This is a genomic window from Colwellia sp. BRX8-9, assembly GCF_014077245.1.
Classification (GTDB): domain Bacteria; phylum Pseudomonadota; class Gammaproteobacteria; order Enterobacterales; family Alteromonadaceae; genus Colwellia_A.
This window is the reverse complement of sequence record NZ_JACGVN010000004.1, coordinates 185,295-208,419: the sequence shown is the minus strand read 5'-3', so window position 1 is coordinate 208,419 and position 23,125 is coordinate 185,295. Positions and strand designations below refer to the sequence as shown.

The 23,125-nt window shown below is 37.4% G+C and carries 25 protein-coding genes; 20 read left to right on the top strand and 5 right to left on the bottom strand.

Features of this window, described 5'->3' with window-relative positions; translation table 11 throughout:
- The first annotated feature begins 8 nt into the window (after positions 1–8).
- Positions 9–2,132 carry a 5-histidylcysteine sulfoxide synthase gene (gene ovoA / locus H4J70_RS05145; protein ID WP_182250724.1) on the top strand — a complete coding sequence of 708 codons (2,124 nt, stop codon included), beginning with the start codon at positions 9–11 and terminating at the stop codon, positions 2,130–2,132.
- 5 nt (positions 2,133–2,137) lie between these two features.
- The gene (locus H4J70_RS05140; RefSeq protein ID WP_182250723.1) at positions 2,138–3,322 is read left to right on the top strand and encodes a pyridoxal phosphate-dependent aminotransferase; all 1,185 of its coding nucleotides are present in this window, start codon (positions 2,138–2,140) and stop codon (positions 3,320–3,322) included.
- Positions 3,323–3,545: 223 nt separating this feature from the next.
- Here the strand turns inward: H4J70_RS05140 and H4J70_RS05135 are convergent, their stop codons facing one another.
- Both H4J70_RS05135 and H4J70_RS05130 read right to left on the bottom strand, forming a co-directional pair.
- Positions 3,546–4,181, bottom strand: a complete 636-nt coding sequence (locus H4J70_RS05135; protein ID WP_182250722.1) for a hemolysin III family protein — start codon at positions 4,179–4,181, stop codon at positions 3,546–3,548.
- Between the two features lie 220 nt (positions 4,182–4,401).
- A complete protein-coding gene (locus H4J70_RS05130) occupies positions 4,402–4,620 on the bottom strand; it encodes an EF-hand domain-containing protein (RefSeq protein WP_070374752.1) in 219 nt (72 codons plus the stop codon).
- 203 nt (positions 4,621–4,823) lie between these two features.
- Between H4J70_RS05130 and H4J70_RS05125 the strand changes: the two genes are divergently transcribed.
- The 4 genes from H4J70_RS05125 (at position 4,824) to H4J70_RS05110 (ending at position 8,933) form a co-directional block, all read left to right on the top strand.
- Positions 4,824–5,174 (top strand): RidA family protein, encoded by a 351-nt coding sequence (locus tag H4J70_RS05125; RefSeq protein ID WP_182213355.1) that lies wholly within the window; start codon positions 4,824–4,826, stop codon positions 5,172–5,174.
- Between the two features lie 160 nt (positions 5,175–5,334).
- Complete coding sequence (locus H4J70_RS05120; RefSeq protein ID WP_182250721.1) at positions 5,335–6,471, top strand: hypothetical protein; 1,137 nt, start codon at positions 5,335–5,337, stop codon at positions 6,469–6,471.
- Between the two features lie 10 nt (positions 6,472–6,481).
- Entirely contained in the window at positions 6,482–6,898 is a 417-nt protein-coding gene (locus tag H4J70_RS05115; RefSeq protein WP_259367996.1) for a phosphate ABC transporter substrate-binding protein, read from the top strand.
- Positions 6,899–6,992: 94 nt separating this feature from the next.
- Positions 6,993–8,933, top strand: a complete 1,941-nt coding sequence (locus H4J70_RS05110) for an ATP-dependent DNA helicase RecQ (RefSeq protein WP_182241722.1) — start codon at positions 6,993–6,995, stop codon at positions 8,931–8,933.
- Between the two features lie 79 nt (positions 8,934–9,012).
- On the opposite strand, the gene H4J70_RS05105 is transcribed toward H4J70_RS05110, so the two are convergent.
- Positions 9,013–9,504: a peptidylprolyl isomerase gene (locus tag H4J70_RS05105; RefSeq protein ID WP_070374747.1), complete on the bottom strand. Its 492-nt coding sequence runs from the start codon at positions 9,502–9,504 to the stop codon at positions 9,013–9,015.
- A 36-nt stretch (positions 9,505–9,540) separates the two neighbouring features.
- Positions 9,541–10,527, bottom strand: coding sequence for a tRNA-modifying protein YgfZ (gene ygfZ, locus H4J70_RS05100; RefSeq protein ID WP_182250719.1), 987 nt, complete (start codon positions 10,525–10,527; stop codon positions 9,541–9,543).
- 171 nt (positions 10,528–10,698) lie between these two features.
- Here ygfZ and H4J70_RS05095 point away from each other — a divergent pair, with 171 nt between their 5' ends.
- Positions 10,699–10,950 (top strand): succinate dehydrogenase assembly factor 2, encoded by a 252-nt coding sequence (locus H4J70_RS05095; RefSeq protein ID WP_070374745.1) that lies wholly within the window; start codon positions 10,699–10,701, stop codon positions 10,948–10,950.
- Positions 10,951–10,987: 37 nt separating this feature from the next.
- Positions 10,988–11,284 (top strand): hypothetical protein, encoded by a 297-nt coding sequence (locus tag H4J70_RS05090; protein ID WP_182250718.1) that lies wholly within the window; start codon positions 10,988–10,990, stop codon positions 11,282–11,284.
- Positions 11,285–11,323: 39 nt separating this feature from the next.
- On the opposite strand, the gene nadB is transcribed toward H4J70_RS05090, so the two are convergent.
- A complete protein-coding gene (gene nadB / locus H4J70_RS05085) occupies positions 11,324–12,922 on the bottom strand; it encodes an L-aspartate oxidase (protein ID WP_182213364.1) in 1,599 nt (532 codons plus the stop codon).
- A 237-nt stretch (positions 12,923–13,159) separates the two neighbouring features.
- Between nadB and rpoE the strand changes: the two genes are divergently transcribed.
- The 12 genes from rpoE (at position 13,160) to H4J70_RS05025 (ending at position 22,845) form a co-directional block, all read left to right on the top strand.
- Positions 13,160–13,738 (top strand): RNA polymerase sigma factor RpoE, encoded by a 579-nt coding sequence (gene rpoE, locus H4J70_RS05080; RefSeq protein ID WP_146797811.1) that lies wholly within the window; start codon positions 13,160–13,162, stop codon positions 13,736–13,738.
- Between the two features lie 82 nt (positions 13,739–13,820).
- Positions 13,821–14,441, top strand: coding sequence for a sigma-E factor negative regulatory protein (locus tag H4J70_RS05075; protein WP_182213368.1), 621 nt, complete (start codon positions 13,821–13,823; stop codon positions 14,439–14,441).
- Positions 14,441–15,403 carry a MucB/RseB C-terminal domain-containing protein gene (locus tag H4J70_RS05070; RefSeq protein ID WP_182213370.1) on the top strand — a complete coding sequence of 321 codons (963 nt, stop codon included), beginning with the start codon at positions 14,441–14,443 and terminating at the stop codon, positions 15,401–15,403. Before H4J70_RS05075 ends, H4J70_RS05070 begins: the two co-directional genes overlap by 1 nt.
- A complete protein-coding gene (locus H4J70_RS05065; protein WP_182213372.1) occupies positions 15,400–15,909 on the top strand; it encodes a SoxR reducing system RseC family protein in 510 nt (169 codons plus the stop codon). The genes H4J70_RS05070 and H4J70_RS05065 overlap by 4 nt, the downstream gene beginning before the upstream one ends.
- Before the next feature lie 257 nt (positions 15,910–16,166).
- Complete coding sequence (gene lepA, locus H4J70_RS05060; protein ID WP_182213373.1) at positions 16,167–17,957, top strand: translation elongation factor 4; 1,791 nt, start codon at positions 16,167–16,169, stop codon at positions 17,955–17,957.
- A 10-nt stretch (positions 17,958–17,967) separates the two neighbouring features.
- Positions 17,968–18,888, top strand: coding sequence for a signal peptidase I (gene lepB, locus H4J70_RS05055; protein WP_182250717.1), 921 nt, complete (start codon positions 17,968–17,970; stop codon positions 18,886–18,888).
- Between the two features lie 2 nt (positions 18,889–18,890).
- Entirely contained in the window at positions 18,891–19,580 is a 690-nt protein-coding gene (gene rnc / locus H4J70_RS05050) for a ribonuclease III (protein ID WP_182213377.1), read from the top strand.
- Between the two features lie 17 nt (positions 19,581–19,597).
- Positions 19,598–20,509 (top strand): GTPase Era, encoded by a 912-nt coding sequence (era, locus tag H4J70_RS05045; RefSeq protein ID WP_070374735.1) that lies wholly within the window; start codon positions 19,598–19,600, stop codon positions 20,507–20,509.
- A gap of 29 nt (positions 20,510–20,538) precedes the next feature.
- Positions 20,539–21,225, top strand: a complete 687-nt coding sequence (gene recO, locus H4J70_RS05040; RefSeq protein ID WP_182213379.1) for a DNA repair protein RecO — start codon at positions 20,539–20,541, stop codon at positions 21,223–21,225.
- Positions 21,226–21,242: 17 nt separating this feature from the next.
- Positions 21,243–21,974, top strand: a complete 732-nt coding sequence (pdxJ, locus tag H4J70_RS05035) for a pyridoxine 5'-phosphate synthase (protein WP_182229991.1) — start codon at positions 21,243–21,245, stop codon at positions 21,972–21,974.
- Positions 21,975–22,098: 124 nt separating this feature from the next.
- Positions 22,099–22,479: a holo-ACP synthase gene (acpS, locus tag H4J70_RS05030; RefSeq protein WP_070374732.1), complete on the top strand. Its 381-nt coding sequence runs from the start codon at positions 22,099–22,101 to the stop codon at positions 22,477–22,479.
- Positions 22,480–22,599: 120 nt separating this feature from the next.
- Positions 22,600–22,845 carry a hypothetical protein gene (locus tag H4J70_RS05025; RefSeq protein WP_182213382.1) on the top strand — a complete coding sequence of 82 codons (246 nt, stop codon included), beginning with the start codon at positions 22,600–22,602 and terminating at the stop codon, positions 22,843–22,845.
- Positions 22,846–23,125: the final 280 nt, after the last annotated feature.

Here is a 23,125-nt window from a genome sequence, read left to right as displayed (position 1 = left end):
AATAAAATATGACTCTTATTAATAATCAAAATATTACCCCGCAGCTTAATGGTTTATCTATAGATGATAAACGCGCCGAGCTAAAAAGCTACTTCCATAATACTTGGACGACTTACGAGTCGTTGTTTGCTTTAATCAACAAAGATGAAGCCTATTATTTACGGCCTGAGACTTTACGCCATCCACTTATTTTTTATTTTGGCCATACGGCTACCTTCTTTATTAATAAATTACTTTTGGGTAAGTACATTAATAAGCGTGTTAATACCAAGTTAGAAGCTGTTTGCGCTGTTGGTGTTGATGAAATGAGCTGGGATGATCTCAACAGTGAACATTACGACTGGCCTAATGTTGATGAAGTAAGAGAATACCGTCAACAAGTTTTCACTGTGGTTAATAACCTTATTGATACCATGGAAATTAGCTTACCTATCAAACAAGACTCGTTAGCTTGGGTGATATTGATGGGCTGTGAGCATGAACGCATCCATCTTGAGACTTCATCAGTTATTATGCGCATGTTACCGCTAGATTGTTTAACACAGCCATCTGAAGTAGCGGGACAATGGACAAGTTGTGCTAATTTTTCAACGGCTCCAACGAACGAGTTACTACCTGTTACAGAACAATCTATTGTATTAGGGAAAAAGTTAACCGATGAAACTTACGGCTGGGACAACGAATATGGTGAGTTATCTGTTGAGGTTAGTGCCTTTTCAGCGTCAAAATATTTAGTCTCTAATCAAGAGTTTTTAGCTTTTATCGATGCAGGTGGTTACAAAAAACCACATTATTGGAGCGAAGAAGGGCAAAAGTGGCTAAGTTTCACTAAAGCTGAAATGCCGCGTTTTTGGCTAAAAAATAACGATGAATACGTGCAGCGTAACTTACTTAATGAAATGCCTTTACCTTTGAATTGGCCTGCAGAAGTGAACTACTTAGAAGCGAAAGCTTTCTGTCATTGGAAAAGTGAACAAACTCAAAAAAATATTGCTATGCCTACTGAAGCACAGTGGCATTGTCTAATCAATAATGCCAGCGATAATGAACAACAAGTATTAGGTAATATAAACTTAGCCCGTTACGCTTCTTCATGCCCGATTGATGAATTTTCAACAGGGGATTTTTATGATGTTATTGGCAATGTATGGCAATGGAATGAGTCAGCAATAGATGGTTATGAGGGATTTAAAGTTCATCCACTTTATGATGATTTTTCTACGCCAACCTTTGATGGTAAACATAACTTAATTAAAGGCGGTTCATGGATTTCTACCGGCAACGAAACCATTCCGTCATCTCGTTATGCTTTTCGTCGTCACTTTACTCAGCATGCTGGTTTTCGTTATGTTGAAAATATCGATGGCAAAATACCATTAACGCCGGTTAATCGATATGAAACTGATCGTGAAGTTTGTCAGCAACTCGAAAGTCATTATGGTGATCAACATTTAAGTGTTGAAAACTATTCACAACAAGTTAGCCAATTATTGCTTAATAAAGTACGAGCTCTGGGCATTAATACCGACAAGTTATTGAACTTAGGTTGTAGTGTTGGACGAACCGCTTTTGAGTTGTCAGAGCATTTCCAGCATATTGATGCGGTAGATTTTTCTGCACGTTATATTCAATTTGGTGTGCAACTTCAACAACAGAAAACACTCCGTTACACCAACGTTATTTCTGGTGACATACAGAGTTTTCATGAGGTGTCTCTTAAGGCGTTATCGCTAAACAACAACGCTGACCATATTGTTTTTAGTCAGGGTGATGCTAGCAATTTAAAACCGATTTTTAACGGTTATGATGCGATTTTAGTTGAGCATGCGCTAGAAAAGAGTTATCAACCTAAACAGTTGTTAGCCACACTGTCTAAGCGACTTAATAAACAAGGTTTACTTTTTGTATTAACCGACCATCAATATTCAGCGAAACACACTGAAAAAGAAAATTGGTTGGGTGGGCTTAAAGTCAATGGTGAAAATGTTATTGGCTTTGATGGTTTACAGGAAAAACTAGCAGAAGAGTTTACTTTTTTAGACGCACAGCCATTAACGCGTGTGATTAAGCAAAATCAATGCACTTTCACCGTAACCACCACCGAAATGTCGGTTTGGCAGCGGAAAGTATAGCAAGGATGAAAAATATTTTACCGGCACATATCGCCTTTGGTCAACAGCTTGCAGAAAATCAAAAGGTCACTATTGAGCACAATTTGAGTAACTCTTGCGGACAGTCGTTGTCCGCAGCACAATTGTGTCTACTCGGTGAAACGAGTCTTGATAATCTACTGGGCGAACAAGCGTTATCCTATGCGTCGATAAGTGGCAGCCATTATTTGCGATCACTTATTGCCGGTTTTCATCAAGACTATAATCATCATCAAGTTGAGTTAACTGCTGACAATGTTCTAACTTTTTGCGGCGCTCAAGAGGCGTTGTCAGCTATTTACCAAACAGTACTTAGCGAAAATGAACGAATGCAAGGTAATACAGTTGAGCAACAAGCAGCGATTGAAATTGTTGTTATTACACCTTGCTATCCCTCTCTGGTGACGATGGCAGAGCAGATGGGGATTAAAGTAAGGTGCCTTACGGTTGATTTCCAACAAAACTGGCAAATTAACCAAGCGGCACTTTTAGCCCTAGTAAACGAAAATACCCGACTAATTGTCTTGAATTCTCCCCATAATCCCAGTGGTAGCATAATAGACACTCAATTTTCGGAGCAAATATTAGCCATTGCAAAACAGTTCAATTGTTACCTTTTAGCCGATGATGTCTCTCAAGCGAGTAACTATAATGATCTTAAATTAGCTCATCGCTATTTAGATTATGAGCGCACGATTGTTGTCTCGGTATTATCGAAAAGTTTTGGTTTGGCGGGGCTACGTATTGGTTGGGCAGTGTCTAAGGATAAATCACTGCTAAAAAAATTATTAGCGGTAAAAGCTCAAGGCTCAATTTGTACTTCAATCGTTGATGAAAAGCTGGCAGAGCTTGCTTTAGAAAACCATGTTAAAATCATCAGTAAAAATAATCTTATTATCAAAGATAATATCGCTTTATTTCAGCAGTTTATCGACAAAAACCAGTTGCATTTTAGTTGGTGTCCTCCTCAGGCAGGCTTACTAACATTAGTGAAGTGCCATAGTGATTTACCTATGCTTGAATGGGCTGAGCAACTCGCTGAACAAGCGGGAATATTCGCTTACCCATCATGCCTATTTGGGCTTACGGGGCCATATTTTCGTTTAGGGCTGGGTGCAAAAAACTTTTCAACGATACTGGAATCATTACAAGGGTTTGTTGATAGTCGCTAATTACTTACTTTTCACTGAAAGCTTAATTAATTTATTTTTGCTATGAACCTATTAATTAGTAGCCGCATTCCAATTACTAAGAAAGTTGACGATAACTCGAGAATCAAGCCTAAAAGCCTGCAAAGGCGATAGCGTTTTAACGGCTGATCTAGGTATAAATTAATTTACCATCCTCACCAGCAACTATATCTCTGGTTATTTCTTTTGTCAGCCTTATCAGCGCTTATAAGTAGAAGTAAATCATAAAGAAGTGACATGCCGCGCCACCTAAAACAAATAAATGCCAAATAGCATGGTTGAAATGTATACGCTTTTGCACATAAAAAATAACCCCTAAACAATAAATAATACCGCCAAGAGCAAGTAGTGTTAAGGCTTGATTTGATAATTTGTCATTTAGCTGTTCAATAATGGTTATAGATATTAGTCCCATACCTAAGTAGGTGATCAGCGAGGTTTTTTTATAGCGGTGACCAAATTTCATTTTAAAAAACACCCCTAATATAGCCATACTCCAGATAATTGTCAGCATAATAGTACCGAGTTGGTCGTTTAAGGCAACCATCATTAAAGGGGTGTAAGTTCCTGCGATTAACAAGTAAATAGCACAATGGTCGAGTAATTTAAAAAGCCTTTTTTTGTCAGGATCTTGAAAGGCATGGTAAAAAGTTGAAGCGGTGAATAATAAAACCAAACTGGCACCGTAAACGGCATAACTCACTATTTTTACTAATGAGTTATCAGTAAAAGCTGCAGTGAGTAGCATGTAACAAGCCATAACAGACAATATTGCGCCAAGAGCATGAGTCAAGGTGTTGGCTATTTCTTCATTTTTACTGTAACTAGCTTGGCTTGTCATTTGTTATCCTGTTATTTTTCATTGTTTCTTTAAACTTAATCTCAGTGTACACGTGTAAGCTGAGATTGAATAATAACAGAAAAAACAATTGAAACAAGAGGTCAGACCAATGAATTTAAGGTATAAAAAAAGAGCTTAGTTAAGCTCTTGATTAGATGAAAAATAGTAAAGTTACTTTCTCAACGAATAATTGGAGAAGGGTAAATTTTAATGAAAAACGCTACAAAGCTAACTCAATCACCATAGCTTTGAGTTCTTCTTTGGAAATTGAATTATTATGATTAACATCAAATTTATTAAAAATACTCTCACACATACGGATGCCTTTATCTTGCAAAAGACAGTCAATTAATTCAACAAATTCACTTCGACTAATCGCACCGTCTTTATCTTCATCAAAAAATTCAAATAGTTCATCAACCCACTGATTAATGTCCATCAGTTATCCTTATTAGTAGTATTACATCTACTAAATACTTTATCTTTTATTGTGCTATTTGTGAATGATTAATTGCAACATTGCGTTAATAAGCGTGATTTATTATCTACTAGCGTAAAGTTTCTACACAGCACAAGTATCAAAGCTACATTTTCTAGTAAGTAGAGTATATACTTTAACATATTTAATCATGACTAAATAAAATGACTATTATTAGGCAAGAAACAAAAACACGAATGAGCCGCATCGTTAAGCACAATGGTGTTATTTATTTATGTGGACAAGTTTGTAAAGATGCCAGCCAAGGCATTGAAGAACAAACACGTTCAATGTTAGATAAAGTTGATGAATTACTTGAACAAGCAGGTAGCGACAATAAGCATATTCTATCGGCAACTATTTATATAAAAGATATGAATGATTTTTCAAAAATGAATGAAATTTGGGATAATTGGATCCCTCAGGGGTTCGCTCCTGCAAGAGCTTGTGTCAAAGCTTCAATGGCAAGAAATGAATTACTTATTGAAATATCGGTAATAGCGGCCGAAATATAGTTATTTTTTAAACTTGTTCTCTAACATTTTTAATATATTAATCTACACTTCATTAGGTTAGCTTGCCTGTAAACGAATCGATTTTAATAAAAAAATTTTAATAAAACATAAGCACGTAAAAACATAAGCACGTAAAAATATAAACTCTAAGGTGGATAATATGAAAAGTAAAATAGCGGTACTAGCGCTTGCTAGTAGCTTTATTTCCTATACGGCTCAAGCAGATATCAATTTAAGTGGTTTTGCTTCAATAACAGGTGGTATCACTACATCGAGTGATGAAACACTGTATGGCTTTAATGATACTTTTGACTTTAAAAATGGTTCATTACTTGCCATTCAAGCATCAAGTAACATAGGTGAAGGCCTTGATATTACTGCACAAATTGTTTCTCGCGGTGAGAATGATTGGGATACTGAATTTGAGTGGGCCTACGTTAGCTATAACGTAAACGATAAATTTAGGGTTTTGGCTGGGCGTCAACGAGCACCTTTCTTTATGTATTCAGACTTTTTAGATGTTTCGTATGCCTACCCGTGGATAACACCACCAAAAGGTGTTTACGATTTAATTTTTAATACTTTTGACGGTCTTAGCGGCATATACAGCAGTACTCTTGGAGAATTTGATACGACTTACCACTTTATTGCGGGTAATAACTCCGATGAAATCGAAGTCTTTGATGAAAAATCATCACCTAACATGGATAATATCTTAGGTGGCGCAGCTACCTTTAATAGAGATTGGCTAACCTTGAGAGCTGCTTATTTTAATGCTGATGTATCAATTCCTTCAACAGGGTTAGATGGACTTGCTAATAATTGGAATGCCTTTGGTTACGCTGCATTTGCAGACAATACTAGTATTTTTGAAGACAAAGCAACGTTCACTGAACTTGGCTTTCAAATTGACTATGAAGGCATCTTAGTTGTCGGCGAATATACTACGCTTAAAATAGATAATACGTTATTAGGTGAAGAAGAGTCTTATTATGTGATGCTAGGTAAGCGCTTTGATAATTACTTAGTACACGTTACTTACGGTGTTGATGAAGACACTGCGGCGAACGATTTTACTAGCGTTATACCGTCTGGAACTCCTCTTGATGCTTTAAAAGTACCAACACAAGATGTTATAGCTAGTCAAAAAAATGATTCAAGCTATGTTACTGTTGGTTTACGTTGGGATTTTCATAGCTCTGCATCATTAAAGTTTGAATATACCGGTTTTAATGATGACCTTAATGGTGCTAATGATGCTGGTTTATTCCGCACTTCACTTGTTACTGTTTTTTAGGGGATTGATGATGAAATATATAAAAGTCACTGCGATCTTACTTTCAATAGGCTTTAGTTTAACGGCTTCTGCCGATATTGCTGTTATTGTGAATCCGGCTAATTCTAGTGCGCTTACCGACAGAGACATATCTCGGATTTTTTTAGGTAAAAATAAGAAATTTACTAACGGTGCTTCTGTCATGGCAGCCAATTTAAAAGATGAAAGTCCCGCTCGAGAAGAGTTTGAAAGCAAAGTGTTGCAAAAGACTAGCTACCAAGTTAAATCTTATTGGGCTAAGCTAATTTTCTCTGGTAAGGCGAAACCTTTAGCAGAATTTGACAATGATGCCGATGTGTTAAGTTTTGTTGCTGATAACCCTGATGCTATTGGCTATATCGATGCTGCTAATGTCAGTGATAAAGTTAAAGTGATTAAAACCTTTTAAGTAACTCTGTTATTATAAAACGAGTATCAACAGTGATTTTCAATTGACTGTTGATACTCGTTTTTTTAATTCATTTATTTAATAGGTATTTCTTGTGTCATCTCTTGTTAACTCACTCAAGCAAATCTTTGGTTTTGATGCCTTTCGTGATGGACAGCAGCAAACGATTGAACAGCTCCTCAATAGCCAATCTTCTCTCGCTATATTTCCGACTGGCTCAGGTAAATCATTATGCTATCAATTAGCGGCTATAGAACTACCTCACTTAACTATTGTTGTTTCTCCCTTGCTGGCGCTAATGAAAGATCAATTAGCCTTTTTAGCGACGAAAAATATAGCAGCGGCAAGTATCGATTCAACATTAACGCCACAGCAAAATCAGCAAGTCATGGCGGATACGCGTTCAGGTAAAATAAAAATTCTTATGGTGTCGGTTGAGCGTTTTAAAAATGAGCGTTTTCGCCAATTTATTGAGTCTGTGAATGTATCTATGTTGGTTGTTGATGAGGCACATTGTATTTCTGAATGGGGGCATAACTTTCGACCCGATTATTTAAAACTCCCTAACTATCGCCAAGAACTCAACATTCCGCTGGTGCTTTTGTTGACCGCCACAGCGACCAAAAAAGTCAAGCAAGATATGGCCACTAAATTCGCTATCTTACCAGAGCACATCGTACAAACAGGCTTTTATCGTCAAAATTTAGATTTGTCGGTGTTAGCGGTTTCAACAAAAGATAAAAATCAACAATTGCTAACAAGTATCGCTGATCAAACCGGTTGTGGCATTGTATATGTGACTTTACAGCAAAGTGCTGAATATGTGGCAAACTTTTTGACGCAACAAGGTTTGAATGCGCAACCTTATCACGCCGGATTTATAAGTGAAAAACGACAGAAAATTCAAGAAGATTTTATGTCGGGAAAAGTACAAATCATCGTGGCTACTATTGCTTTTGGCATGGGCATAGATAAAGCAGATATCCGCTTTGTTATTCATTATGATTTACCCAAGTCAATTGAAAATTACAGCCAGGAAATTGGCCGAGCAGGGCGTGATGGTTTAGCATCAAATTGCATTACCTTGGCAAATTTAGATGGGCTAAATACCGTTGAAAATTTTGTTTTTGGTGATACACCCGAACTGAGTGGTATTGAATGTGTTATAAAAAACATTCAACAAGAATGCCAAAATGATCGCTGGGAATTACAAGGTTTATCGCTGTCAAATGCCAGTAATATCCGCCAATTACCCATGAGAACCTTACTTGTTCAGTTAGAGCTGCAAGGTGTTATTAAACCACTATTTTCATATTTTGCCGATTTTAAATATAAATTCACCACCAATAAAGACGAAGTGTTAAATTTATTTGAAGGTGAGCGCAAAGATTTTCTTGCGACTATTTTTAAATACAGCGGCTTTAAAAAAGTATGGGGAGAGCCAGACTTTGATGCACTATTTCAGCATTATGGCTGTGACCGTGGCCGAGTGATTGTGGCTTTGGAATACCTACAAGAGAAGCAATTAATCACCTTGGAAACAAAAAAAATCACTGAAGTATTTAGTGTTAACAAGGCCTTATTGTCAGCTAATATACTTGCTAAGTCACTACATGATTATTTTGTCGAAAAAGAAGAAAAAGAAATAAAACGTATTGCGACACTGGTGCGCTTCTTTGAATTATCCTCTTGCCTAAGTCGAAATTTATCCTTGTACTTTAATGATAAAAACACCCCTGAAAATTGTGGACATTGTTCAGTATGCCGTGGAAACGTTGCTAAGCTAAGTTACTCACAAGAAAGTATTCTGCCAGATGACACTGCGATAGTTGACATGCTAACGGCACTTATTGAACATATGTCGACCAAGCACAAAGGTGTTTTATCTTTAGAAACGATGTGCCGATTTTTAACTGGATTAACCGTGCCGCTTTTTAGCCGTAATAAAATAAAACAGTTATCTGGTTTTGGCTGTTGTGAAAATATTCGCTATCAAGAAGTGCGTGAAAAAGTGATCAGTGTGATGAATATTTAGCGGTAAATAATTAATAAAAAAGCGAAATATAAGTACTTATATTTCGCTTTTTATTTTTCAAACTCAGTATATATGAGGATTAGTCGTGGTTGTGGCCACAACCCCCTTCACCATGGACATGTCCATGTTTCAATTCATCTTCTGTGGCATCACGGACTTCTAAAATTTCTACATCAAACTTTAAATCAATGCCTGCCAAAGGGTGATTTCCGTCAACGGTTATTTCATCATCGGTGACATCTATAACAATAACTGTTTGCTCACCATCATCAGTCGTTGCACGTAATTGTGAACCAACCGCAAGATCTTCAACACTTTCGAACATACTTTTTGGTACGGTTTGTACAAACTCATCGTGGCGATCGCCATAAGCATTTTCAGCGCTAACTGCGACTTCGAATTTATCATCAACAACATGATCTGTTAAAGCATCTTCTAAGCCCGGAATGAGATAACCTGTACCGTGAATGATAGATAAAGGGCTGTGATCATAAGAGCTGTCGATGAGTGTATCTTCGCTGTCGGATACGGCATAGTGTAAAACGACAACTTTGTTTTCTGAAATTTTCATGATATGTCCTAAATTTTAAATAAATGTAACTCGCGACTATTCCGCTAAGTTATAAGGCAATTCTACTAAGCTTAATGCTGAGTTTTCGTGGTTTTTAATCCGTAAGTTTGTGGTGCTATCGATATCACTGGCTAAAACAGCCTGTAGATAATAAATGCCATCATCACTAATGTAGCTCGCTAAGATGTCACCAGCTTTACGCCAGTTTGCACCTAACTGTTGCTCAATAATATCACCTGCTTGCAAGGTTATTAACTCATTATTTGCTGATTTACTCTTTAACGAAAATAAAGCGCGTTTGTTTTTTCCTAAATACTGCATTCGAGCAACAGTCTCTTGTCCTAAGTAACAGCCTTTAGTAAAGCTTATGCCGTGAATTGCTTGTAAATTCAACATTTGTGGCACATAAGAAGCAACTGTTTCTGGTGCTAGTAAAGGAAAACCTTCATTAATTTCGATTAAATTCCACAGCGCTTGAGAATAAGTGACTAAGGCAAAGTCATTAATAATTTTTTCAGCAGTCTTCGCCTCATCAATTATAAGATAACGTTTTAATTTTCCTGCGAGGTAGACAATAGTGGTACTACCGACTTGTAAAACCGGTGTTAAACTATTAGGTAATTCAACAAACTGTTGATGGAGTATTTCTGTTGCCTTTTTTCCTGCAACCGCATAAAAAGCTAAATCTGTGGCTTGTTCAATGGTTACTTTGGCAAATACGCCAAATTTTTTCAGTTCGGCTAATGATTGGCTAATACTGGTTTTAGGTTGTAAAAGTAAATGAATATTTAGACGATTTATCAATCTAAATACTGAAAAAACTTTACCTTTAGCGTCGCAATGACCACCCAATAATAAATTATTATCTGTCAGTGTATTTACATCACAAGTCACTTGTCCTTGTAGGTATTTACTTTGTTCTGCTCCATGTACAGCAATTGCACCATATTCAGCTAAACTAATGATACAAGCATCAGGAAGGTTATCGTAACTAGGTAAGGTATTTTCAACAGAGATTGTCATAATTAAATTAGCATTTTTGTTTTATTGATAGGTTAAATAATGAGGACTTTCTTGTGAAATTCAAGGTGTATATGATATTCGTTAGTTTATTTTTCTAGATCTGATAAACAATATTGTAATGGCAAATGACTTTGTTAGAATAAGCCTAAATTTTATTTTACTGGGTGTTACATGTCTTTAACTGATAATAAACCGCGTTTAAGATGGGCTTGCCGTCGTGGAATGCTCGAATTAGATATACTTTTTATGCCTTTCGTTGAAGAGGCTTATGATTTGCTCTCAGAAAAAGAGAAGCTAGTTTTTGAACGTTTACTGGAAGAGCAAGATCCGGAATTATTTGCTTGGTTTATGGGGCATCAAGTTTGTGAAGACAAAGAACTCAACGCCATGGTGCAACTTATCCTTAAACGAGTTAAAGTTTAATATAGTTGTTGAGCATACGCATAATAAATTTAATTTTATGCGAATGTTCTATACTGAACCTAACAGTTTTACTCTTGATATAATGGGTGAATGCCAGTTTTCGGCTAAAGGTAAAAGACAGTTAAGCGCGTCTAGTCGTATTGGTTTTTGGGGGTGTTGGTTGGTCTTTGAAGATAATTTACCAGCACAAGTTATCTGGCTGAAAAATCATTTTTTAAAAAACTGTCTCGCGCAACTGAATTTACCCAGCTACTTTATTTTCAAAACGAGTTTGTCTGCTAAACATTATTCAAGGTTATGCCGTGTTATCGTCAAGTTAAATAACCCAACTTAGGGTGATTAAACCTTTGATAACTCAGCATAACACTTAATATTAAGGACGTAGAATAGTTGGGGTTGCTACCTGACTTAATTCAGGATAATCAAGCGTGTAGTGCAAACCACGGCTTTCTTTACGTTCCATCGCACATCTAATAATTAATTCAGCTACTTGTACTAAGTTTCTTAATTCTAATAAATTATTACTGACTCGAAAATTTTGATAGTAATCTTCTATTTCTCTTTGCAATAACTCAACACGGTGCAGCGCTCTTTCTAAACGTTTTGTTGTTCTGACAATACCGACATAGTCCCACATAAATAATCGCAGCTCATGCCAGTTATGTTGTATAACAACTTCTTCATCAGAATTTGTCACGCGACTTTCATCCCAAGCGGGTAACGCAACAATACTCTGTTGACGGTCAATTTTTTGTTCTATGTCTAATGCCGCCGCGCGAGCAAACACTAGGCATTCTAATAACGAATTACTCGCCATACGATTAGCGCCATGTAAACCGGTATAAGCGACTTCGCCAATAGCATACAAGCTCTCGATATCTGTTTTACCTTGCTTATTAATCATTACACCACCACAAGTGTAATGGGCAGCAGGTACAACGGGCATAGGTTGTTTGGTAATATCGATGCCTAAAGATTGAGTTTTTTCATAGATATTAGGGAAGTGTTGCTTAATAAAATCAGCAGGTTTGTGGCTGATATCTAAATACATACAATCAGCGCCGAGGCGTTTCATTTCAAAATCAATAGCGCGGGCAACAATATCTCGAGGTGCAAGTTCGGCGCGTTCATCGAAGCTTGGCATAAATCGACTGCCGTCAGGGCGACGTAAAATAGCCCCTTCGCCGCGTAATGCTTCCGTTAACAAAAAATTTCCTGCATCAGGATGGAATAAACATGTCGGGTGAAATTGGTTAAACTCCATATTAGCGACACGGCATCCTGCTCGCCACGCCATTGCTATACCATCACCGCTGGCAACATCAGGATTTGAAGTATATTGGTAGACCTTACTTGCACCACCCGTCGCTAAAATGGTTTTACGGGCAAATATACGTTCAACGCATTCGCTATTTCGGTTCCAAATGTAGGCACCAATGCAGCGCTTTTGCTGGTTATTGGTATCGTTTGGTTGTTCACAGACTAAATCAACAGCATTGTAGCGTTCAAAGATTCGAATACGGGGATGATTTTTAACTTGGTCGACTAACGTGGTTTGAATGGCTTGACCTGTGGCGTCAGCAGAATGAAGAATTCTGCGATGGCTATGACCCCCTTCACGGGTTAGATGGTAACGTAACTCACCTTTTTCATCTTCTTCTTGATCAAAGTCAACACCTTGGCCAATTAGCCATTCCAAACATGCTCGCGCATTTTCAGCGGTAAATTGCACTATTTCTTGGTCACACAAGCCTGCACCAGCAATTAAAGTGTCATTTACATGAGCAGCAACACTGTCATTCTCATCAAAAACAGCAGCGACACCCCCTTGGGCGTAAAAGGTTGAACCTTCATTAACCAAGGATTTGCTGAGTACAACGATATCGGCATTATTTGCTAAATGTAAAGCAAGCGTTAAACCCGCGGCACCGCTACCAATAATTAATACGTCACAGTTGTGTTGTTTGTTCATAAAGTTATGATTTTAATGTATTCTACATATAGCAGGAATCTTAACGGTTATTCACCTGTGGTAACAGATAAAATGGGCTGTATTTAGAAATAAACACGAAATTTGGATAGTTTTATGATTTATTTTAATTTTTTTCGAACTTTTTCAAACTAGTGTAGTCCTACTTGATGTGTTTACCATGAGCCAAATGTTGAACCGGATTTTAGAAGTAAGTAATAATTAGGAGTATTGGCTCAGATGAGCGAAATAAACGTTGACCAAAAATTGGTTGAACGAGTACAACGCGGAGATAAAAATGCTTTTAACCTTCTGGTGACAAAGTATCAGCATAAAGTAGCAAATTTAGTGTCGCGTTATGTAAAAAATCACAGTGATGTACCCGATATAGTTCAAGAAGCATTTATTAAGGCATACAGAGCTTTACCTAATTTTAGAGGGGATAGTGCTTTTTATACTTGGCTTTATCGTATAGCCGTTAATTGCGCAAAGAACCATATGGTGGCGAGTAATCGAAAACCACCGGGCTCTGATATAGAAGTAGAAGATGCTGAAATTTATGATTCAGGTGAAGCTTTGCGAGAAAATGCTTCTCCTGAAAAGTTATTATTAACCAATGAAATCAAAAAAGTTATTTTTGATACCATTGAACAACTACCCAATGATTTGCGAACGGCAATTAACCTTCGAGAGTTAGAAGGGTTAAGTTACGAAGAAATAGCACATATTATGGATTGTCCTGTTGGGACTGTCCGTTCGAGAATATTTAGAGCTCGAGACGCGGTAGATAAAAAAATTAGGCCATTATTACAAAGCTAGCTATTAAGAGTAGATTTTTGGTATAGAAGATAAAATTAATTTAATTCACACGAATGTAAGTGTTAATTTTTAAGGTGTATATATGAGTGAAGGTAAGTTTGAAACAGTGTCATCTTGTGTTGATAATTTTCAACATAATGATAAAACGTTTGATGATATTATCAACGATGAACATTTGTCGACTACTTGGGATCGTTATCATTTAATTGGAGATGTTTTACGTAATGACACTCCTGATGTTTTACAACTTGATTTATCTGCTGAAATAGCAAAAGCGATTGCCGCTGAGCCGACCGTTTTGGCACCGAAAACGACTAATGTTTTCATGCTTAAGTTAAAAAATAAAGTGGTCGAGTTTGCTAAACCCTTTGGCCAATTAGCGATTGCTGCTTCAGCCGCAGGTTTAATGGTTTTAGGTGTACAAAGTAATGTTGCACAAAATAATGAAACTATTTTACCTAGCCAAATAGTAAAAACTATTCCTATGGCAGGTTTCGCTGAACCGGTAAGCTTGAACTTTCAAGAACCAGACAGAGCTTCACAAAAGCAAGCTTTTATTGATCAACAACGTCGTTTTCATGCTTTGCTGTCTGATCACCAACAACAAATTAAATTAGGTTCACTGACAGTTGATACCACAAATACAGACAATGAAAGTGAAACAACTAGCATTGACAACAAAAAGGCAAATAAAAGTAATTAATGAAATTCTTAAGTTATGTTTTACTGCTGTTAAGCATCAGCTTTTCCGCGGTTGGTGAAGAAAGTGAGTCGGCAAAAGTTTGGCTCGAACGTTTATCTAGCGCATTAAATAAACTTAATTTTAGTACGTCTTTTGTTGTTGTAAAAAATAATCAAGCTCAGCCATATCACTGGTTTCATGGTGTCGATGAAAGTGGTAAAGAACTTGAGATACTTTCTTTACTCAATGGACCGCGTCGCGATATTTTACGCAAAGGCAACGTAGTTAGCTATATCGAACCTGAACTGCCTCCTTATTCAGTAACTTCTCAACAAATTAGTGGTCCTATTCCTGCTATTTTAGCGGGAGATATTTCTCGCTTAGAAAATATTTATGATTTTATTTCTGTTGGCCGAAGTCGTGTATTAGGCCGACCTGCACAATTGATCAGAATAGAAGCAAAAAATACCCACCGTTATGCCTATTGGCTTTGGTTAGACCAACAATCAAGTATGCTATTAAAGTTGTCTATTGTGACGAAACAAGGCCAACAATTAGAGCAGATTCAGTTTACGCATCTTGAAATTACAGAAAAACCTTCAGAAAGTGTCTTACAGTTAAATGAGACTGAACTTCCTGTGCTAGTTGATATTCCTGAAGAATACCAACAGCAAGAACTGCAATGGGATGTTAACTGGTTGCCAGAGGGCTTTACGCAAATTAACGCTAATCGACATAAAATATCACTAACAAAACAACCAGTTGAATTTATGCTGTTGAGTGATGGCTTAGTAGATATTTCAATTTATGTTAATGGTAGTCAAGAAAAACAACGCAATGCGGACTTTGTTATGGATGGAGCTACTTTGGTGTTAAACCAAGTGAGTGATGGTATTGAAGTGAGCATTGTCGGAAAAATACCGTTTAAAACAGCGAAAGCTATTGCCGACGCTATCACGATAAAGCCACCTCAAAAACCATGATTGAAGAAAACGCTACTGTTGTTGCCATAGAATTAACGGCGGATAAAAATGCCGGTCTAACCGCTATGCATAAAGTGACCGTGGAAAGCCAAATCAAATCAAGCTGCAGTGGCTGTAAACAGGTTGATAACTGTGGTAGTGGTCAAGTGGCTAAAGCTTTTCCACAAGCCAAACTTAGCTTAGAATTAGAAACTGAATTAGCGGTAAAAGTTGGTGACACTGTGGTCTTGGGTTTATCAGATAAGCATTTACTATTAACCGCTTGGCAAGTTTATCTATGGCCATTGTTGGGGCTAGTCATCGCGTCAGTATTTGGCCAATGGTTGGTTGAAAATAGCATATTTAGCCACGAGTTATTTGCGATAGCGTTAGGTGTATTGGGCGGATACATAGGTTTTTCGCTCGCGAGACACCAACAAAAACGTGGTAAATATTGTAATTTGTTAATCCCCAAAATTCTCCGTATACATAACTCGATGATTAATATTGTCGAAATTACTGATTAAAATTTTTGCGACTGATTCTGTGTCCAGTACAAGTCTTTAAAGTAGACGCTTCTGCGTAATAGATATTAGCCATTAAAGAACTATTATTTGCTACTAATGCCTAGTAATTTACCTATTTTAGACTTGCTTAAACCTCTATCTCGAAGTAGAACGGCTATATACACAAGTTAACACAACATAAAGATAGCCCCAGCGCGCTAAATTCGCTAAAATCTCACCCTATTGAATTAACCACAGCATTATTTGAACTTCCATTTATGAAAAATATACGTAACTTTTCAATTATCGCCCATATCGATCATGGTAAATCTACACTTTCTGATCGCTTGATCCAACATTGTGGTGGCTTACAAGAACGTGAAATGGAAGCACAAGTCCTAGATTCTATGGACATTGAGCGCGAGCGCGGCATCACGATCAAAGCGCAAAGTGTTACGCTTGATTACCTAGCCAAAGATGGTGAGACGTATCAGCTTAACTTTATCGATACGCCAGGTCATGTTGATTTTTCTTATGAAGTTTCGCGTTCACTTGCTTCTTGTGAAGGTGCCTTGCTTGTTGTGGATGCCGGACAAGGGGTTGAAGCACAAACCGTTGCCAACTGTTATACCGCCCTTGAAATGGATCTAGAAGTTATCCCAATTTTAAATAAAATTGATTTACCTCAAGCGGATCCAGATCGCGTCAGCGAAGAAATTGAAGATATCATTGGTATTGATGCGACAGGCGCAGTGCAGTGTTCTGCAAAAACTGGCTTAGGTATCGAAGATGTTTTAGAAACTATCGTTGCCAATATCCCGGCACCAACTGGCGATCCTACGGGTAACTTACAAGCCTTGATCATTGATTCTTGGTTTGATAATTACCAAGGCGTTGTTTCATTAGTGCGTGTGATGAATGGCGAAGTGAAAAAAGGCGATAAAATGGTGGTCATGTCGACAGGACAAGTTCACCAAATTGATAAAGTCGGAATATTCACACCAAAACAAAAAGAAACGGGTATTTTAAGAACCGGTGAAGTTGGTTTTATTATTGCTGGTATTAAAGAAATACATGGCGCGCCAGTGGGCGACACTATTACCATTCATAAAAAAGAAGCTGCAAAAGCGCTTGCCGGTTTCAAAAAAGTTCAACCGCAAGTTTATGCTGGGATTTTCCCAATAAGTTCTGATGACTACGAAAATTTCCGTGATGCGTTGAACAAATTAAGCTTAAACGATGCTTCTTTGTTTTTTGAGCCAGAAAACTCATCTGCGCTTGGCTTTGGCTTTCGTATTGGTTTCCTTGGTATGTTGCATATGGAGATTGTTCAAGAGCGTTTAGCACGTGAATATGACCTTGACCTTATTACAACAGCCCCTACGGTTAACTATGAAATTGCTTGTACCAACGGTGACGTTATATCTATTGATAACCCTGGCGATTTACCAGCTATTAACAGTATTGACGAAATTCGTGAACCTATCGTTGAAGCCAATATCTTAGTACCCCAAGAACACTTAGGTAATGTTATTACTTTATGTATTGAAAAACGTGGTGTGCAAAAAGATATTATTTATCACGGAAAACAAGTAGCGGTAAGATATGAGCTACCTATGGCTGAAGTGGTCATGGACTTTTTTGATAAGTTAAAGTCAACGAGTCGAGGTTATGCTTCACTTGATTATAATTTTATCCGCTTCGAAGCTGCCGACATGGTGCGCGTTGATGTGATGATAAATGGCGATCGCGTTGATGCTTTAGCAATGATCACCCACAGAGGTAACTCGGTTGCACGTGGCCGTATGCTCGTCGATAAATTAAAAGAACTTATTCATCGTCAAATGTTTGATATTGCTATTCAAGCGGCGATTGGTAATAACGTTATTGCTCGTACTACCGTTAAGCAATTACGAAAAAATGTTACTGCAAAATGTTATGGTGGTGATATTTCTCGTAAGAAAAAACTACTTCAAAAACAAAAAGATGGTAAAAAACGTATGAAGCAAGTTGGTAACGTTGAAGTACCGCAAGAAGCGTTTTTAGCTGTACTTAAATTAGAAAGTTAGTAGGGAAGTTATGGCTGTTTATTTTTCAATATTTCTCGTTATTATTACTAGTATCACTGGCATTGTTTGGTTAGCTGATAAGTTTTATTTAGCGCCGCAACGTAAATTAAAATTAGCTGACGCTCAAGCCCAATGTCAAGAAGTTTTGCCAGCTGAGGTTATCGCTAAATTAGTAGAGCCTTCAGCAATTGTTGATACGTCGGTACAAATATTTCCGGTTATCGCTTTTGTTTTGATTTTACGTTCTTTTTTATGGGAACCGTTTCAAATACCTTCGGGCTCTATGATGCCGACATTACTTGATGGCGATTTTATTTTAGTCAATAAATTCGTTTATGGATTACGCGATCCAGTTGCACGTAATAAATTTATTGAGATCGGGCTACCAGAACGTGGCGATGTGGTGGTATTTAAATATCCACAAGACCCAAAGATTGATTATATTAAGCGTGTTATTGGTTTGCCTGGCGATAGAATTATTTATCGTAACAAATCCATATATATCAAGCCTGCTTGTCAAGAAAGTGACGTTAAATGCCCAGACTTTGAGCAAGTAATCAACACCTTTAAAAAAGAAGATCAGTCACCTGACGGTTCATATGGCTTGAGTCGTTACACAGCTGATATGCCAAACAAGACACATGATATTTTAATGGATAATCAAATACTGCCACGCACGCAGCATTTTTATCAACAGAAAAATACCCAACGCGATGAGTTCTTTGTACCTGAAGGTCATTATTATGTGATGGGTGATAACCGTGACAATAGTCTTGATGGACGCTTTTGGGGATTCGTACCCGAAGAAAATCTTGTTGGCGAAGCCGTAGCAATTTGGATGAGTTTTGATTTTGATCGTGACGAAGATAGTTTTTTACCAAAGTGGATACCGACTAATGTTAGGTTTTCACGTTTGGGTGGAATAAACTAATCGTGAAAAGCTCAGCAGTCGCACTAACTAGACTCAGTAAAAAGTTAGGATACACCTTTAATGATAATGACTTATTGCTTCAAGCATTAACACACCGAAGTGCTAAGGGAACTCATAACGAACGTTTAGAGTTTCTTGGCGACTCCATTCTTGGTTTTGTCATTGCTGAAGTACTTTATCAGCAATTTCCTTCTCATGACGAAGGAGATTTAACACGCATGCGTTCGAGCCTTGTGCGAGGTGTTACCTTAGCTGAAATTGGCCGAGGCTTTAATTTAGGCGATTACTTAATTTTAGGCCCAGGTGAATTAAAAAGTGGGGGACATCGTCGAGATTCAATTTTAGAAGATGCCGTTGAAGCGATTATCGGTGCTGTTTATTTAGATTCAGATAACGACACAACTAAAGCATTAGTGCTTAGCTGGTTTGCTGAACGACTAGACATTATTAAACCCGGTAACGAACAAAAAGATCCTAAAACACGTTTACAAGAATATTTACAAGCACGTAAAATTGCTTTACCACTTTATGAAGTCATTCACACCAGTGGTCAGTCTCATAATCAACAGTTTACTGTGCGATGTACAACCAAGGTGATAAACACCGAAGTGGTCACTAAAGGCACTAGCCGTCGTAAAGCCGAACAAGCCGCAGCGCAACAAGTACTCGCGCTCATTTTTGATAAAAAATAACTCAGCGAAATATTATCATGACAAGTGAAAATAAACATTGTGGCTTAATTGCTATTGTCGGTCGTCCTAATGTTGGTAAATCAACATTGCTTAACAGCTTGTTAGGTCAAAAAATTAGTATCACCTCACGCAAGCCACAAACGACACGCCATCGTATTTTAGGAATTTTAACAGAAGAAAATAAACAAGCGGTATTAGTTGATACTCCTGGTTTGCATTCTGATGAGAAACGCGCGATTAATCGCTTAATGAATCGTGCTGCAAGTAGTTCAATAGCAGAAGTCGAATTAGTGGTTTTCTTGGTTGAAGGAACACATTGGACAACCGATGACGAACTTGTGCTTAGCAAGATAAAAAAATCTGGCGCACGTTGTATCTTAGTGATTAATAAAATCGATAATGTCCAAGATAAGGAATCATTATTACCTCACTTACAGAAATTAGGCGAGAAGCACAACTTTAGTGATATCGTACCTATCTCTGCAGCGAAAGGCGATAACGTTGATACCATTCGTCAACTTTGTCTTAGCTCACTGCCTGAAGGTGATTTCTGGTTCCCAGATGATTATGTTACTGACCGTTCAAGTCGTTTTATGGCTTCTGAAATTATTCGTGAAAAACTTATTCGTTTCACCGGTGATGAATTGCCTTATTCAACAACGGTTGAAGTTGAACAATTTAAAATGGACGAAAAGGGTATCATCCATATTAATGCGCTAATTTTAGTTGAACGAAAAAGTCAAAAGCGTATGGTTATAGGTAATGGTGGAGAGCGACTTAAAACAATTGGTCAAGAAGCTCGTCGTGATATGGAAGCGCTTTTTGAACAGAAAGTGTTTCTTGAAACTTGGGTGAAAGTGAAATCTGGCTGGGCTGATGATGAACGTGCACTGCGTAGTTTAGGCTATGGGGATGAATATTCAGGTTAGACTTCGAATCGTCTACTGGACTAAAAATAATGGAAGAATTTGAGCAAAGTGCTTTTTTATTGCATTCACGACCCTATCGTGAAAATCAAATATTGCTTGAATTCTTAACCGCTCAACAAGGAAAAGTGTCTGCTATTTCTTATTTAGGTAAGTCTTTAAAATCTAATAAAAAAGCTTTATTACAACCTTTCTCGCCACTAAAAATTGTTTTGAAAGGTCAAGGCAGCCTCAAGTATTTACAACGTGTCGAACCCGAAAGAAAATCCTACCAGCTCAGTGGTAACTACCTCTACAGTGGCTTTTACCTTAATGAGTTACAAGTGCGTCTACTGGGTGAACATATCCCTTATGACGAACTTTTTTGTCAATATCAACAAAGCATTGAACAATTATCGGAACAACGTTCAATTGAATTTATATTGAGAAATTTTGAAAATAGATTACTAGAAGAATTAGGGTTAACTATTGATTATTCGCCGATATTTTCAGAAAATAATAATCGTTATCATTATTTCCCTGAACAAGGTTTTGTCCCGATAATAAGCAAGCAGGTACAGACTGGTTATAATGCTGAGCATTTAAAAGCGATAGCCGAAGAAGATTTATCATCTAAAGACGTAATGCAAACGTATAAAGTGCTGATGCGGCAAATTATTAATCATTTACTTGATGGTAAACCACTAAATAGCCGGAAATTATTTACAAAAAATTCATAAATTTAAGAGATATAAAAATGAGCGAACTATTATTAGGCGTTAATGTTGACCATATTGCTACCTTACGAGAAGCAAGGGGCACAAATTATCCTGATCCAGTCTATGCTGCATCAGTAGCAGAGCACGCTGGAGCCGATGGCATTACCGTCCATTTACGTGAAGACCGCCGTCATATTCAAGACCGTGATATCTATGTACTAAAGCAAACATTGCATACCCGAATGAATTTTGAAATGGCGGTTACTGATGAAATGTTGGCCATAGCCTGTGAGGTTAAACCGGTATTTTGTTGTCTAGTCCCTGAAAAACGTGAAGAATTGACGACTGAAGGCGGATTAGACGTTGTTGGTAATTTTGATAAAATTAGCCGTGCAGTGGCACAACTAACTGCAGCAGGTATAGAAACAAGTTTATTTATTGATGCTGATAAAAGCCAAATTGATGCTGCTATTGCAAGTAAAGCTCCTTATATTGAAATTCATACCGGCCATTACGCTGATGCAAAAAATGAACAAGATCAAAAAATTGAATTGATCCGTTTAATTGAAGGCATTAAATATGCGCATGCCAATGGTTTGAAAGTTAATGCTGGGCACGGCTTAAATTACTTTAATGTTAAACCTATTGCGGCAATTGAAGAGATAATCGAACTCAACATTGGTCATGCTATTATTGCTCGAGCGGTGATTGACGGATTAGACAAGGCTATTCGCGATATGAAACAGCTAATGAGAGAAGCGCGTAGTTAACTTTTAGAGCACAGCGCTTAGAAACTACCCGGCAGAGCTAATAAAGTTCTGCCTTACTTAACGAAGTGAAGCTAAATTAAATGTTAAGACAACATTTATCTAGCGCTTAAAAAAGTGATTCATTATGTCTGTAGTTGGCATCGGTACTGATATTATTGAAATAAGCCGTATAGAAAAAATGGCGATTAAGGTGCGAGACCGATTAGCGCTTCGTGTGTTAACGCCAATAGAATATGAAAAATACCAATCGTTAAAAACCCCTGCATTATATTTAGCCAAGCGCTGGGCAGGAAAAGAAGCCGCATCTAAAGCGCTTGGTACCGGCATAGCCAACGGGGTTTCATTTCAAAATTTTGAAATAAAATCATTAGCTTCTGGTCAGCCACAACTACTACTAAGTGGTCGTGCAGCAGAGTTAGCAACTGAATTAGGGGCTGAAAACTGGCACATTTCGCTCTCTGACGAAGCATTATATGCTACCGCGTTCGTGGTACTTTCTCGCTAGTTAACGCAATAATAAAATCTTTGTTGGTAAAATCTGTTCTATACTTACGTTAGGCACCGCTGTTTATCTGGGCTATATTGATACAATGACGTTAGTATTTATTTAACGGGTGGGTAAGTTATGCAACAACAAAAGCAACCTTTCAATGAGAGAAGGCACGAATCTCCTGAGCATTCAGTTTGGTGGGAGAAACTGACACTCGCTCAAAAATTTTCAGCAGGTAGTCTTGGTAAGTTTGGCTATGAATTGCTTTTTATACGTAATAATAATGGACGTAGCATTGCTGTATTATCAAATAATAGTGGTACTGTTATCATTACCGAAGATGGTGAAATTGACGGTTCACCCGATATCACTATTCGTTAACGTATCTATTTAAAGACTCCTTAGTCCGCCAATAGCAATTTATTTTGCTTTTTTTTAACCCAATAATGACAGCGTTGTCATTATTGGGTTTCAATGTTAATCTTATTAGTAGACAATTATCTTTTTTCATTTTAATGGAAATTTAATAAGGCGTATTCGACTTTAGTTGAGTAGTCGCACTAATTAACTTCCTATATGATGTTGTCACTGTTTTAAAAATAACCTCAAAATCTATTAGTGCTTAGATGAATATCAATAGCATTTAAGCAATAATCAACTT

Excerpts from the sequence above, each read along its gene's own strand:
- H4J70_RS05130 (WP_070374752.1), bottom strand. The coding sequence starts at position 4,620 with ATGGACATTAATCAGTGGGTTGATGAACTATTTGAATTTTTTGATGAA.
- acpS (WP_070374732.1), top strand. The coding sequence starts at position 22,099 with ATGTCTGTAGTTGGCATCGGTACTGATATTATTGAAATAAGCCGTATA.
- ygfZ (WP_182250719.1), bottom strand. The coding sequence starts at position 10,527 with ATGACAATCTCTGTTGAAAATACCTTACCTAGTTACGATAACCTTCCT.
- H4J70_RS05090 (WP_182250718.1), top strand. The coding sequence starts at position 10,988 with ATGCGAATGTTCTATACTGAACCTAACAGTTTTACTCTTGATATAATG.
- ovoA (WP_182250724.1), top strand. The coding sequence starts at position 9 with ATGACTCTTATTAATAATCAAAATATTACCCCGCAGCTTAATGGTTTA.
- H4J70_RS05120 (WP_182250721.1), top strand. The coding sequence starts at position 5,335 with ATGAAAAGTAAAATAGCGGTACTAGCGCTTGCTAGTAGCTTTATTTCC.
- recO (WP_182213379.1), top strand. The coding sequence starts at position 20,539 with ATGGAAGAATTTGAGCAAAGTGCTTTTTTATTGCATTCACGACCCTAT.
- H4J70_RS05065 (WP_182213372.1), top strand. The coding sequence starts at position 15,400 with ATGATTGAAGAAAACGCTACTGTTGTTGCCATAGAATTAACGGCGGAT.
- pdxJ (WP_182229991.1), top strand. The coding sequence starts at position 21,243 with ATGAGCGAACTATTATTAGGCGTTAATGTTGACCATATTGCTACCTTA.
- nadB (WP_182213364.1), bottom strand. The coding sequence starts at position 12,922 with ATGAACAAACAACACAACTGTGACGTATTAATTATTGGTAGCGGTGCC.
- lepA (WP_182213373.1), top strand. The coding sequence starts at position 16,167 with ATGAAAAATATACGTAACTTTTCAATTATCGCCCATATCGATCATGGT.
- H4J70_RS05140 (WP_182250723.1), top strand. The coding sequence starts at position 2,138 with ATGAAAAATATTTTACCGGCACATATCGCCTTTGGTCAACAGCTTGCA.
- H4J70_RS05095 (WP_070374745.1), top strand. The coding sequence starts at position 10,699 with ATGTCTTTAACTGATAATAAACCGCGTTTAAGATGGGCTTGCCGTCGT.
- H4J70_RS05125 (WP_182213355.1), top strand. The coding sequence starts at position 4,824 with ATGACTATTATTAGGCAAGAAACAAAAACACGAATGAGCCGCATCGTT.
- lepB (WP_182250717.1), top strand. The coding sequence starts at position 17,968 with ATGGCTGTTTATTTTTCAATATTTCTCGTTATTATTACTAGTATCACT.
- H4J70_RS05115 (WP_259367996.1), top strand. The coding sequence starts at position 6,482 with ATGAAATATATAAAAGTCACTGCGATCTTACTTTCAATAGGCTTTAGT.
- H4J70_RS05070 (WP_182213370.1), top strand. The coding sequence starts at position 14,441 with ATGAAATTCTTAAGTTATGTTTTACTGCTGTTAAGCATCAGCTTTTCC.
- H4J70_RS05025 (WP_182213382.1), top strand. The coding sequence starts at position 22,600 with ATGCAACAACAAAAGCAACCTTTCAATGAGAGAAGGCACGAATCTCCT.
- H4J70_RS05105 (WP_070374747.1), bottom strand. The coding sequence starts at position 9,504 with ATGAAAATTTCAGAAAACAAAGTTGTCGTTTTACACTATGCCGTATCC.
- rpoE (WP_146797811.1), top strand. The coding sequence starts at position 13,160 with ATGAGCGAAATAAACGTTGACCAAAAATTGGTTGAACGAGTACAACGC.
- H4J70_RS05135 (WP_182250722.1), bottom strand. The coding sequence starts at position 4,181 with ATGACAAGCCAAGCTAGTTACAGTAAAAATGAAGAAATAGCCAACACC.
- H4J70_RS05075 (WP_182213368.1), top strand. The coding sequence starts at position 13,821 with ATGAGTGAAGGTAAGTTTGAAACAGTGTCATCTTGTGTTGATAATTTT.
- era (WP_070374735.1), top strand. The coding sequence starts at position 19,598 with ATGACAAGTGAAAATAAACATTGTGGCTTAATTGCTATTGTCGGTCGT.